The organism is Pseudoduganella lutea (genome assembly GCF_004209755.1).
Taxonomy (GTDB): domain Bacteria; phylum Pseudomonadota; class Gammaproteobacteria; order Burkholderiales; family Burkholderiaceae_D; genus Rugamonas; species Rugamonas lutea.
Map to the genome: position 1 here is coordinate 2,075,638 of NZ_CP035913.1, position 12,509 is coordinate 2,088,146.

Consider the following 12,509-nt stretch of genomic DNA (forward strand, 5'->3'; position numbering starts at 1 on the left):
CTCATTTTCGGACACGAGGTCATCGGTAACATTGTTGAGCCCGTGTCCACTTTTGGGGTTGACCCTACGGTGCCCCCAAAGTGGACACGGGCTCGGCCGTGATCAGTGACGGAAGTGGCGCGTGCCCGTGTACAGCATCACCACGCCGCGCTCGTCGGCCGCGTCGATGACTTCCTGGTCGCGCATCGAGCCGCCCGGCTGGATCACGCAGGTCGCGCCGGCGTCCACGACGACATCCAGGCCGTCGCGGAACGGGAAGAATGCGTCGGAAGCGACGACGGAACCGGCCAGCGCCAGCCCGGCGTTCTGCGCCTTGATCGAGGCGATGCGTGCGGAGTCGATGCGGCTCATCTGGCCGGCGCCCACACCCAAGGTCATGTTATTGCCGCAGAAGACGATCGCATTCGATTTCACATACTTCGCCACCTTCCACGCGAACATCAGGTCGGCCAGCTGCTGCGGGGTCGGCTGCTTCTTCGTCACCACGCGGGTGTCGGCCAGCAGCACGTTCTTCGAGTCGGCCGACTGCACCAGCAGGCCGCCGCCCACGCGCTTGAAGTCGAACGTGTTGACACCCGAGCCCAGGGCGATTTCCAGCAGGCGCACGTTCTGCTTCGCCGACATGATCTTTTTGGCTTCATCCGTGAACGACGGTGCGATCAGCACTTCGACGAACAGCTTGGCCAGCTCGGTGGCGGCGGCGGCGTCGACTTCCACGTTGAAGGCGATGATGCCGCCGAATGCCGACGTCGGGTCGGTCTGCAGCGCGCGGCCGTAGGCTTCGACTGCGGAGCCGCCCAGCGCCACGCCGCACGGGTTGGCGTGCTTGACGATCACGCAGGCCGCCGGCTGGTCCATGCCCGTGAAGCTCTTCACGCATTCCCAGGCCGCGTCGGCATCGGCGATATTGTTGAACGACAGTTCCTTGCCCTGCAGCTGGCGGTAGTTCGCCAGCGCGCCCGGCACGGCTTTCGTGTCGCGGTAGAACGCGGCGCCCTGGTGCGGGTTTTCGCCGTAGCGCATGTCCTGCACTTTTTCAAAGGCCACGTTCAGCGTTTGCGGGTAGGCGCCGCGGTTGGCATGCGAACGGTCCGGGCCCAGGCTGGACAGGTAGTTCGTGATCGCGCCATCGTAGGCGGCCGTGTGCGCGTATACCTTCTTGGCCAGGTTGAAGCGGGTTTCGTAGCTGATGTAGCCAGGCGAATTGTCCGTGGTCTTCATCTCGGCCAGGATCTGGCCGTAGTCGGACGGATCGCAGATCACGACGACATCCTTGTGGTTCTTGGCCGCGGAGCGCAGCATGGCCGGGCCACCGATGTCGATGTTCTCGATCGCATCGTCCAGCGTGCAGTCATCCTTGGCCACCGTGGCCTGGAACGGGTACAGGTTCACGACCACCATGTCGATCGTGGGAATGCCATGTTCATCGAGCTTGGCCATGTGCTCCGGAAAATCGCGACGGGCCAGGATGCCGCCGTGGACTTTCGGGTGCAGCGTCTTCACGCGGCCATCCAGCATTTCCGGGAAGCCGGTGTAATCGGCCACTTCGGTCACGGCCAGGCCGTTTTCCTGCAGCAGCTTGGCGGTGCCGCCGGTGGACAGGAGGTTGACGCCCATCGCCGACAGGGCACGGGCGAAATCCAGAACGCCGGTCTTGTCGGAAACGGAGATGAGAGCTTGTTTGATCATGGCTGTGGTCCAGGTTGAAAATTCTTGTTGTCGAGCAGCCGCCGGCACGGGTGGCCGGTCACAGCCACTCGATCCCGGGCCGGACGAAAAGCCTTACAGCAGGCCGTGCTCCTGCAATTTCTTGCGCAGCGTATTGCGGTTGATGCCCAGCATTTGCGCCGCATGGGACTGGTTGCCATCGGCGCGGTGCATCACCACTTGCAGGATCGGTTTTTCGACGGTCATCACGACCATGTCGTAGATGTTCGACGGTTGCTGTTCGCCCAGGTCGTTGAAATACTCTTCGAGGCTCTTCGTGACAACTTCCTGGATACTTTCTTTGCTCATGTTCTTCTATTTAACGAAATAATTTGCCGATCTGGCGCCAAGTCAGGCAGCCAGCATGTCTTCGGCGAGGCGGTATTGTAACCGCTCGCCATGCTTCCACTGGGATTCGAAGAAGCTGTCCACGGCGCGCAATTGTTCGACGGTGGACTCGAGACGGTTCATCTCCTGCCGGAAATCCTCCCCGCCCGGGAGGTCGCGCACATACCAGCCGATATGCTTGCGCGCGGTGCGCACGCCCAGGTATTCGCCATAGAAGGCGTAATGGGCACGCAGGTGTTCGTCCATCAGCTTGCGCACTTCGGCCACCAGCGGCGGCGGCAGGTGGGTGCCCGTGCGCAGGTAATGATCGATCTCGCGGAAGATCCATGGGCGGCCCTGGGCGGCGCGGCCGACCATGACCGCGTCCGCGCCGGTTGCGTCCAGCACGTAGCGGGCCTTTTCAGGCGTGACGATGTCGCCGTTGGCCACCACCGGGATCTTCACGGCGGCCTTCACGGCGGCGATGGTGTCGTATTCCGCGTCGCCCTTGTAGCCGTCGGCGCGGGTGCGGCCATGCAAGGTAAGCATCTGGATGCCGGCTTCCTCCGCGATGCGGGCGATGTTCAGCGCGTTCTTGTTTTCGCGGTCCCAGCCGGTACGGAATTTCAGCGTGACCGGCACATCGACCGCGCCCACCACGGCATGCAGGATCTTTTCAACCAGGTCCTCGAACTGCAGCAGCGCCGAGCCGCACCAGTTGTTGCATACCTTTTTCACGGGGCAGCCCATGTTGATGTCGATGATCTGGGCGCCCTTGTCCACGTTGAACTTCGCGCAATCGGCCAGTTCCTGCGGATCGGAACCCGCGATCTGCACGGCCTTCGGCTCCATCTCCCCCACGTGGTCGGTGCGGCGCGAGCTCTTTTCGCTGGCCCACACGCGCGGGTTGGCCGCCGCCATTTCGGAAACGGCATAGCCGGCGCCGAGTTCCTTGCAGAGTTGGCGGAACGGACGATCGGTTACGCCCGCCATGGGAGCGACGAAGACGTTATTGCGCAGCTGATAGGGGCCGATTTGCACTTGGGTATCAATGAAGACTTGCTGGAGGAACCCGCAATTCTAACCCAAGCACTGCTCATTTAATACGCACGAATCTGTATTAAAACACCAGGTGTGCAGCTTTCCGGTTATGAAACAAGGAGTTATAGAAGGAAATTTTTCGGACGGGTGTGCGTTGAATTGGCCGGACCGCAGGTGTTGACATGGGACCAATGCTGCCCGATCATCGCGATAGCGCTAACAATGGCGTGTTACATAACATTCAGGAGACCTGCATGATGATCCCGACAGCGCGCCGCAGTGCCGGCTGCGCTCCTACCCGGGTGGCCGCGGCCATCGCTTCCGCCTTTCTGCTCGCCGGTGCCGGCGCTGCCGCCGCCGCACCGCTGGTGACACTCGATCGCAACGGTGCCTTCGTTGCAGTGGAAGCCTACGGTCCGAATATCGTGCACGTCACGATCGCGGTGGACAAGGCCGAGGTACTGAAGGGCCCGGGTCACGGAATCATCGCGCAGCATGCCGACAACAAGCCCTTCCAGCACCGCGCCGCCGCCGATGGCGATACGTTTGCTTCCAGCGGCATGACGCTGCGGATCAACCCGACCGCCGTGCCGTCGATTCCCACGCAAAGCCAGAAATACTTCGCGCCGTCGCTGGCGCCGGTGGGGCTCGAGGTGCGCAATGCGCAGGGCCAGCAGATCCTGAAGATGACGGGCTGGGAAATGTCGCCGCAGACCGTCAATGAAGAAAAGACTTACCAGGTGGGTGCGGAATTTCATGCGCCAGCCGACGAGCACTACTACGGCATGGGCCAGAACCAGGAGTCGCTGTCCGGGCTGGACCTGCGCGGCCGCACGCTCGACTGCAAGCACTGGTACGACGCGCCGGGCGGCGAAACCGTGTGCGTGCCGTTCATGGTGTCGTCGAAGGGCTATGGCATCGTGTGGGACAACCCGTCGGCCACGCGCTTTTCCGCCGGCGTGCTGGGCAGTACCCGTTTTCAGTCGAACGTGGGCGAACGGGTCAGCTTCTTCATCATCACCGGCAAGAATGCCGACGAATTGTATTCCGGCTACGCGCGGCTGACGGGCAAGACGCCGATCCCACCCAAGGCCGCGTTCGGCCTGATCCAGTCGAAAGCACGCTACGACAGCCAGGACCAGGTGCTGCGCATCGCCAAGACCTACCGCGAGAAGCGCTACCCGCTGGACATCATGGTGGTCGACTGGTTCTACTGGACGCGGATGGGCCAGCTCGACATCGATCCGGCGCAATTCCCGGACCCGGATGGCATGAACAAGCAGTTGCACGATATGGGCATGCAGTCGATCATCTCGGTCTGGCCCCGCTTCGAGACGGCCGGCCGCTACTTCAACGAGCTCGATGCCAAGGGCTACCTGCTGAAGGACAAGGATGGCAAGACGCAGGATGGCCTGCCGTTCCGCTCGGACCGCACGGGCGGCCTGATCGATTCCACGAACCCGGCCGCGCGCAAGTGGTTCTTTGAAAAGGTGCGCGACAACGTGCTCTCGCACGGTTTCGACTACCCGTGGCTCGACGAGACCGAGCCGGACCTGGTGCCGGACGGGTTCCGTTATGCGATCGGCACCGGCGACCGTTACCGCAACCTGTATCCGCTCGTGCATACGGAAGGGTTCGCCGAGGGCATGCGCGCGTGGAAGCCGAACCGCCGCGTGCTGATCCTGTCGCGCGCCGCCTATCTCGGTTCGCAGCGCACGGGGGCGCTGTTCTGGTCGTCGGACATCAAGTCCACGTGGGAAGCGCTGGCGCGCCAGATCCCCGCGGGCCTGAACATGACGGCATCGGGCATCGCCTACTGGGGCAACGATATCGGTGGCTGGCAAAACCTGCCGCAGACGACGGAAGCGACCAGGGCACCGCTGCTCGATCCCTCGGATGCGCGCAACGTCGTGGGCCAGAACCACGATTACCCGGAATTGCACACCCGCTGGTTCCAGTACGGCACGTTCACGCCCACGCTGCGCCTGCATGGCTCGCGCAAGGAAGCGGAACTGTGGTCCTTCGGCAAGCAGGCCGAGGCAGTCATGGCCAAATTCAACGCGCTGCGCTACCAGCTGATCCCCTACATCTACAGCCAGGCCAAGATGACCTACGACACGGGCGCGCCGTTCATGCGCCCGTTGTGGATGGACTTCGGCACCGATCCGAACGTGGCGAACATCGGCACGCAATACATGTTCGGCCCGGCATTCCTCGTGGCACCGGTGACGGAACAGGGGCAAACGGAGAAAAACGTCTACCTGCCGGCCGGCACCGACTGGTACAACTGGTGGACCAACGAGAAGCTGGCCGGCGGCCAGTGGGTCAAGGTGGCCGCGCCGATCGACCAGATCCCGCTGTTCGTGAAAGCCGGCTCGATCGTGCCGCTGGGCGCCGCCGTGCAATCGACCGCCAGCAAGCAGGCGATCGAGCAGATCCTCGTCTTCCCGGGCAGCGACGCTGAATTCACGCTGTACGACGACGACGGGCTGTCGTACGACTATGAAAAGAGCAAGGGCGTGGTCAGCGGCAAGCTGCGCTGGAAGCAGTCCGACGGCAAGCTGAGCGCCAACGGCGGCCCTTCCGGCTTTGCCGCCACGGCACCGAAGCTCGTGAAAGTCATCGGACGATAACCGGAAGCAAAACAGGGGACGTACCCCTGTTTTAAGGAAACTTACAGGGCGCACTGCCCTGTGGACGCCGCTGGCTTCCAACTTGCCTGGAAACAGGGGTACGTCCCCAGTTTTTCCTAGACGATATCGTCCAGCGCTTGTGCGAGGTGGTCGACGTCGCCCCAGTGCGTGAGGGCCAGCTTGCCTTCCGACCACGTGAAGCGGTTGATGCTGGCGTTGCGCACCTGGAAGTCGCGCGGGCTTTCCAGCGTCATTTCGCGGGCGGCGCGGTAGGCGCATTCCAGCACGCCGCCGTGGGCGACGATGGCGATCCTGCGGCCGGGGTACTGATCGGCCCAGTGGCCGATGGCGGCGGTGCAGCGCTCGTAGAATTGCCGGAAGCTTTCGGCGTGGCGCTCGCCATGCGGCATCACGGAATCCACGTGCCGCCCCTGCCAGGCGGTGAAGTGGTCCGGATAGCGCGCTTCGATCTCTGTATACAGCAGGCCTTCGAACACGCCGTAACCGCGCTCGCGCAATGCCGGATCGGTATGGAATGGCACGTGGTGGTATTCGGCAACGGCCTCGGCCGTGTGCATCGCCCGCTGCAGGTCCGAGGCAACGATCGCCGCCAGCGGCTCGGCGGCCAGTGACCGCGCCAGCGCGCTGGCCTGGCGGCGGCCGGCGTCGTTCAGCCCGATGTCGAGGTGGCCCTGCAGGCGGCGTACGGCATTCCATGCCGTTTCGCCATGACGTATCAATAACAGTTCGGTGCTCATTTGCTCCTTAATGAATAGGTGCCGATGATCTGCGCCTCGTCGAGGATGTGGCCATGCAATGCCGCCAGCGCCTGTTGCGCGGTGAAATCGCCATCGACCGGCAACACGGCCACGTCGATTGCATACAGGCGGAAGATATAGTGGTGGACGCGTTCATCGTTCCACGGCGGGCACGGACCGTCGTAGCCGAAGTAGCGGCCATTCATGTCCGGATCGTTCGCGAACCAGCCAGTGTAGTCATTGAGCCCGTGGCGCAGGTGCGTGCCGCCGTTGGCGATGATGGGGCCCGGCTTGCCGCGCGGCGTGACGCCCGAGGCGTGCGCGCCTGCGGGCAAGCTCGACAGCGATGGCGGGATATCGACCAGCGCCCAGTGATAGAAATCGCCACGCGGCAGCTCCACCGGCAGTGTCCTGCCCTCCTGGTTGACATCCGTGCCGACCGTTGGCGCGTCGCCGTCGATGCACAGCAGCACTAGCGAGGCGGTACCAGGCGGAATGTCGTCCCAGGCCAGGTGCGGATTGCGGTTGCCCGCGAGACGCACGCGCGTTGCGGCATCCGGTTCGGCAAATGCGAATTCGGCGGGAATCGCGGCGCCATTCTTGAATGAGTCGCTCCACAGCTTCATGGGATTGTCCTTTGGGTTCGTTGTTATTGTCTTGGACCTGTCTGGAGCCAAAAGGTTACCGGACCATCGTTGGTCAGCGTGACTTTCATGTCGGCACCGAACTGCCCGGTCGCCACGACGGCATGCCGGGCACGGGCCTGCTGCACGAAATGGTTGAAAAGGCGTTCGCCATCGGCCGGCGCGGCGGCCGGCGAGAATGACGGACGGGTGCCGGAGCGGGTGTCTGCCGCCAGCGTGAACTGCGGGACCAGCAGCAAGCCGCCAGCCACGTCGGTGACGCTGCGGTTCATCTTGCCGGCGTCGTCCGAAAAGACGCGGTAGGACAGCAGCTTGTTCAGCAGCGCATCGGCGTCCTTCTCGGTATCGCCCTTCTCGGCACACACCAGCACCATCAGGCCGCCATCGATGGCGCCGATCACGGCACCGTCGACGACGACCTGCGCCGCCGTCACTCTCTGCAACAAGGCGATCATGCCGACAGCGTGATGCGCGCGAACTTGCGCTTGCCCACCTGCAGCACGAAGGTACCGGCGTCGGCCTTGAGTGCCTTGTCGCTGATGACGGTGCCGTCGATGCGCACGCCGCCCTGGTCGATCATGCGCATCGCTTCGGACGTCGACGCGCAGAGCCCCGTTTGCTTGAGCAACTGGGCCACGCCCAGCGGCGCACCGCTCACGGCGATTTCGGCGATGTCATCCGGGATGCCGCCCTTGGAACGGTTGACGAAGTCGGCCAGCGCATCCTCGGCCGCCTGGCGCGAGTGGAAGCGCTCGACGATTTCCTGGGCGATGGCCACTTTCGCATCGCGCGGGTTGGCGCCGCCCTCGATGGCTTTCTTCAGTGCGGCGACATCGTCCAGCGAGCGCCACGACAGCAATTCGTAGTAGCGCCACATCATCGTGTCCGAAATGCTCATCACTTTCGCGAACATGGTATTTGCCGGCTCGGTGATGCCGATGTAGTTGTTCTTGGACTTCGACATCTTGTCGACGCCATCCAGGCCTTCCAGCAGCGGCATCGTCAGGATGCACTGCGGTTCCTGGCCCCAGTCCTTCTGCAGTTCGCGGCCGACGAGCAGGTTGAACTTCTGGTCCGTGCCGCCCAGCTCCAGGTCGCTCTTCAGCGCCACCGAGTCGTAACCCTGCATCAGCGGGTACAGGAACTCGTGCACCGAGATCGGTGTCCCATTCTTGAAGCGTTTCGCGAAATCGTCGCGTTCCATCATGCGCGCCACGGTGTAGCGGGAAGCCAGCTGGATCATGCCGCGCGCGCCCAGCTGGTCGCACCACTCGGAGTTGTAGCGGATTTCCGTGCGTGCCGGGTCGAGCACCAGCGAAGCCTGCTTGAAGTAGGTCTGGGCGTTCAGTTCGATCTGTTCGCGCGTCAGCGGCGGGCGCGTGGCGTTGCGGCCGGAAGGGTCGCCGATCATCGACGTGAAGTCGCCGATCAGGAAGATCACCTGGTGGCCCAGGTTCTGCAGCTGGCGCATCTTGTTCAGCACCACGGTATGGCCCAGGTGCAGGTCCGGTGCGGTCGGGTCCAGGCCCAGCTTGATGCGCAGCGGCACGCCGCTCTGTTCGGACCGCGCAAGTTTCTGAGCGAATTCACTTTCGATCAGCAGTTCGTCGACACCCCTCTTGGCGATGGCGAGCGCTTCTTGTACGGTGTCACTGAGAGGTAATACGGAAGAGGCAGGCGTGGCGGAGGCGGTAGCGGCAGCAGGTTGCGCCGGAGAATTTGTATCCATGTATCCGAAAATTTTCTCAAAATGTTGGCGTAGCGCAGGAGTTTGTTATAATGCCCGATCCCGTCAATCTTGCCTAACGAAAACTAAATAAATCAACAAGTTAGAACAAAAAAGCAAAAATTCAACAGTTCAAGCGGCAAATTTTAACTGATTGCATGAACCCTATACATAAGTTCACAAGCTCGCGCTTGTACCATCTGCTAGGTTCGACCCGCAAGGCCCGCATCGTCAGCGCGACGGCAGTGGCTCTCACTCTGTGCGCCTTCGGCGCCACGGGTGTTGTGCCGCTTGCCCCGGACGCCAGTGACATGCCGGTGACCATGGTCACGCAAGATCTTGCCTCTCCGAACCTCTCTTCCCAGATCACCGCCCTCGAAGCGCAGGACGGCACGGAAAAATACGTGCGCGAAGAGCGCATCCGTGCCGGCGACACGCTGGCCACGCTGCTGCACCGCCTCGGTGTGGACGACAGCGAAGCGGAAAGCTTCATCAAGAAGGACAAGACCGCCAAGGCCATCATGCAGCTGCGCAGCGGCAAGCGCGTGCTGGCGCAGACGGACGACAACGGCCAGCTGCTGTGGCTGCGCGCCAGCGTCGTCGACGGCCAGGACGTTCCAGTCAAGAACATTGCCGTTTCCCGCAAGGGCGATCGCTTCGTGGCGGAAGAATCGCCCGTGAAGCTGGAACGCCGCGTGGAAATGCATGCGCGTGAAATCAAGACGACGCTGTTCGCGGCCACCGATTCCGATGCGGACGGTGCGCGCCTGCCGGATTCCGTCACGCGCCAGATCCTGGAAATGTTCTCGAACAATATCGACTTCCGTTCCGACGTGAAGCGCGGCGACCGCTTCAACGTGGTCTACGAAACGTTCTGGCAGGATGGCGAATTCGTCAAGGCCGGCCGTATCCTGGCCGGCGAATTCACCACCCGCGGCGTGACGCATCAATCGGTATGGTATGAAGACCCTGTCAGCAAGCAGGGTGGCGGCTACTACAGCCTGGATGGCAAGGCGCTGAAGAAGGGCTTCCTGAAATCGCCGCTGGAGTTTTCGCGTATCTCGTCCGGCTTCTCGATGCGCGTGCATCCGATTTCCGGCAACTGGAAAGCCCACAAGGGCATCGATTTCGCGGCGCCGACCGGCACCCCGATCCGTGCGGCCGGCGATGGTGTCGTCGATTTCGCGGGTTCGCAGAATGGCTACGGCAACGTGGTCGTGCTGAAGCACTGGAGCAATTACACGACGGCGTATGCACACATGAGCCGCTTTGCTTCGGGCCTGAAGAAGGGCCAGAAAGTCCGCCAGGGCGAACTGATCGGCTATGTGGGCTCGACCGGCTGGTCGACCGGCGCGCACCTGCACTATGAATTCCGCATTGGCGGCGAATCGAAGGATCCGACCAAGCTGGCTTCGATCACGCAGGCACCGTTGACCACGGCCGAGCTGGCACGTTTCAAGGCCGTGTCCAGCGAAATCCAGCACCGTTTCGCACTGCTGCGCCCGCAAGGTTCGGCTTCGACCGATACGCTGGCGCAGAAATAAGCGACCGCGTTTTCGTTCGGTTCCTGGTTCAGAAAGACGGCGCCCCGAGGGGCGCCGTTTTTCATTCCTCCCTCACTGTGAAACCAGTGTACGCCGCTGCCCCGGCCGCAACCGTTAGCTGGCTAACACTACCGTCCATCGTGCACAATAGCCACAACCTCAACTTCACGGGCCTGCAATGAGCTTGTTTATCGGACTGATGTCGGGCACCAGCCTCGATGGCGTCGACGGCGTGCTGGTCGACTTCTGGGCGGGCAGCGCCCGCACGATGGCCGCGCACCATGTGCCCTACCCGCCCGCGCTGCTGGAGGAACTGCGCGCGCTGCAGGCGGCCGGCGATAACGAACTGGAGCGTGAAGCGCTGGCCGGCAACGCGATTGCGCGGGTCTATGCGCAATGCGTGGCGGCGCTGCTCGAACAGTCCGGCATGCAGGCGGCGGACGTGCGCGCGATCGGCGCCCATGGCCAGACGATCCGCCACCGCCCCGAACTCGGTTTTACATGCCAGAGCATCAACGGCGCGCTGCTGGCCGAACTGGCCGGCATCGATGCGATCGTGGATTTCCGGTCGCGCGACGTGGCCGCCGGCGGGCAAGGTGCGCCACTGGTGCCGGCCGCGCACCATGCCCTGTTCGGCGAAAAGGGCAAGACACGCGTGCTGGCCAATATCGGCGGGATCGGCAACATCAGCGTGCTGCAGGCGGACGGCCACGTCACCGGCTTCGACACCGGGCCCGGCAATGTGCTGATCGATGAATGGACGCGCCTGCACCTCGGCAAGCCCTATGATGCGGACGGCGCCTGGGCGTTCTCGGGCCGCGAATTGCCGCACCTGCTAGCCGTGTTGCTGTCGGAACCTTATTTCGCGCTGCCGCCGCCGAAGAGCACGGGCCGCGACCTGTTCCACCTGGACTGGCTGCGTGCGCGCCTGACCGGTTTTTCAAGCGCCGCGCCAGCCGACGTGGCGGCGACGCTGACGCGGCTGACGGCGGTCACCCTGGCCGCCGGTATCCGCACCCACGCGCCCGACACGGAAGCCCTGTATGTGTGCGGCGGCGGCGCCTTCAACGGCACGCTGCTGCGCATGGTGGCGGAAGAACTGGGCGAGCGCGTGAAGGTGCAGACCACGAGCGCGCTGGGCGCCGACCCGTCGCATGTGGAGGCATTGTGCTGGGCCTGGCTGGCATGGCGCTTCGACGAACGCCTGGCAGGCAACCTGCCTTCGGTGACGGGAGCGCGCGGTGAGCGCGTGCTGGGCGCCCTGTATCCCCGCTGAGGCCTATTTCGATCGCGCCTGGTGATGGGCCACCAGTGCATTGGCATGACCATGGCCGAGCCCATGCTCGCTTTTGAGCCAGTTCACCAGCTCCATATGCTTCAGGCCGCTGGCGCGCTTGTCCAGCAGGGCGAACCAGTGCGTGACCGGGCGACCGTACTTCTTTTCGATGGAAGGGAAGTAAGAGGCGGGGCCCTTGACCTGTTCAGTCATGTCGATCTCCTTATTGTGGACTATATCTGGACGACGTTCGAGCCGCACTATGATCGACAGTCGCGTCATTGAAAAAATTAATCGGGTTAGTGAGCACAATTAATTTTCAAATTTAAACGAGAATCGTTATCATCTGTCTCAACAGTTATCCAACGTAGAGGCAGCCATGATCATCGCAGCGAAAAAAACCAGCCAGGTCGCCACCCACATGGCCATCGCATTCACCCTGATGTACGTGATGACGGGCTCGCTGGCGTTCGGCGGCCTCGCGGCGATCCTCGAGCCCGTTATCAACGTGGCGCTGCTGCCGCTGCATGAAAAATTCTGGCGGCGCGTACGCGCCCGCTCGACGGCCAACGCCACCGCCCTGCTGGCTGCCGAAAAGCTGAGCCAGACGCTGTTCCACATGGTCGTGGCGTTCGGCGTGATGTTCTGGGCGACCGGCTCCATGGCCTTCGGCGGCGTGGCCGCCGTGCTGGAGCCGATCCTGAACGTGATCGCCCTGCCTTACCACGACCGCTTGTGGGCCCGTCTGGAAGAGCGCCTGGCGGCCAATGCACGGCTCGCGACCGCGGCCTGATTCGCACCTCCCGCGCACAAATAAAAAGGCGCTGTTAGCGTAAAGTGGTCATTGCTTTGA

12 protein-coding genes are annotated in these 12,509 nt (G+C 63.0%); 4 read left to right on the forward strand and 8 right to left on the reverse strand.

The window, feature by feature from the left end; genetic code table 11:
* Nucleotides 1–102 precede the first annotated feature (102 nt).
* The 3 genes from purH to dusB form a co-directional block, all read right to left on the reverse strand.
* Nucleotides 103–1,689 (reverse strand): bifunctional phosphoribosylaminoimidazolecarboxamide formyltransferase/IMP cyclohydrolase, encoded by a 1,587-nt coding sequence (gene purH, locus EWM63_RS08720; RefSeq protein ID WP_130186181.1) that lies wholly within the window; start codon nucleotides 1,687–1,689, stop codon nucleotides 103–105.
* Nucleotides 1,690–1,782: 93 nt separating this feature from the next.
* A complete protein-coding gene (locus EWM63_RS08725; RefSeq protein ID WP_130186182.1) occupies nucleotides 1,783–2,016 on the reverse strand; it encodes a helix-turn-helix domain-containing protein in 234 nt (77 codons plus the stop codon).
* A gap of 42 nt (nucleotides 2,017–2,058) precedes the next feature.
* Nucleotides 2,059–3,075 (reverse strand): tRNA dihydrouridine synthase DusB, encoded by a 1,017-nt coding sequence (dusB, locus tag EWM63_RS08730; RefSeq protein WP_130186183.1) that lies wholly within the window; start codon nucleotides 3,073–3,075, stop codon nucleotides 2,059–2,061.
* A 254-nt stretch (nucleotides 3,076–3,329) separates the two neighbouring features.
* Between dusB and EWM63_RS08735 the strand changes: the two genes are divergently transcribed.
* Nucleotides 3,330–5,708, forward strand: a complete 2,379-nt coding sequence (locus EWM63_RS08735; RefSeq protein WP_207221263.1) for a glycoside hydrolase family 31 protein — start codon at nucleotides 3,330–3,332, stop codon at nucleotides 5,706–5,708.
* A gap of 116 nt (nucleotides 5,709–5,824) precedes the next feature.
* Here the strand turns inward: EWM63_RS08735 and EWM63_RS08740 are convergent, their stop codons facing one another.
* Genes EWM63_RS08740 through tyrS form a run of 4 tightly spaced genes read right to left on the reverse strand, consistent with a single transcriptional unit; the run spans nucleotide 5,825 to nucleotide 8,839 of the window.
* Complete coding sequence (locus EWM63_RS08740; RefSeq protein ID WP_130186184.1) at nucleotides 5,825–6,466, reverse strand: histidine phosphatase family protein; 642 nt, start codon at nucleotides 6,464–6,466, stop codon at nucleotides 5,825–5,827.
* Nucleotides 6,463–7,092, reverse strand: a complete 630-nt coding sequence (locus tag EWM63_RS08745) for a YbhB/YbcL family Raf kinase inhibitor-like protein (protein WP_130186185.1) — start codon at nucleotides 7,090–7,092, stop codon at nucleotides 6,463–6,465. Before EWM63_RS08745 ends, EWM63_RS08740 begins: the two co-directional genes overlap by 4 nt.
* A 23-nt stretch (nucleotides 7,093–7,115) precedes the next feature.
* Nucleotides 7,116–7,565, reverse strand: a complete 450-nt coding sequence (gene dtd, locus EWM63_RS08750; protein WP_130186186.1) for a D-aminoacyl-tRNA deacylase — start codon at nucleotides 7,563–7,565, stop codon at nucleotides 7,116–7,118.
* The gene (gene tyrS / locus EWM63_RS08755; RefSeq protein ID WP_130186187.1) at nucleotides 7,562–8,839 is read right to left on the reverse strand and encodes a tyrosine--tRNA ligase; all 1,278 of its coding nucleotides are present in this window, start codon (nucleotides 8,837–8,839) and stop codon (nucleotides 7,562–7,564) included. Before tyrS ends, dtd begins: the two co-directional genes overlap by 4 nt.
* Nucleotides 8,840–8,994: 155 nt before the next feature.
* Between tyrS and EWM63_RS08760 the strand changes: the two genes are divergently transcribed.
* Both EWM63_RS08760 and EWM63_RS08765 read left to right on the forward strand, forming a co-directional pair.
* Nucleotides 8,995–10,380: a M23 family metallopeptidase gene (locus EWM63_RS08760; protein ID WP_130186188.1), complete on the forward strand. Its 1,386-nt coding sequence runs from the start codon at nucleotides 8,995–8,997 to the stop codon at nucleotides 10,378–10,380.
* A 178-nt stretch (nucleotides 10,381–10,558) separates the two neighbouring features.
* A complete protein-coding gene (locus tag EWM63_RS08765; RefSeq protein WP_130186189.1) occupies nucleotides 10,559–11,656 on the forward strand; it encodes an anhydro-N-acetylmuramic acid kinase in 1,098 nt (365 codons plus the stop codon).
* 3 nt (nucleotides 11,657–11,659) lie between these two features.
* Here the strand turns inward: EWM63_RS08765 and EWM63_RS08770 are convergent, their stop codons facing one another.
* Nucleotides 11,660–11,875, reverse strand: coding sequence for a DUF4287 domain-containing protein (locus EWM63_RS08770; RefSeq protein ID WP_443094123.1), 216 nt, complete (start codon nucleotides 11,873–11,875; stop codon nucleotides 11,660–11,662).
* Nucleotides 11,876–12,035: 160 nt separating this feature from the next.
* Here EWM63_RS08770 and EWM63_RS08775 point away from each other — a divergent pair, with 160 nt between their 5' ends.
* Nucleotides 12,036–12,449 carry a DUF2061 domain-containing protein gene (locus EWM63_RS08775; protein ID WP_130186191.1) on the forward strand — a complete coding sequence of 138 codons (414 nt, stop codon included), beginning with the start codon at nucleotides 12,036–12,038 and terminating at the stop codon, nucleotides 12,447–12,449.
* The last annotated feature ends 60 nt before the right edge of the window (nucleotides 12,450–12,509 follow it).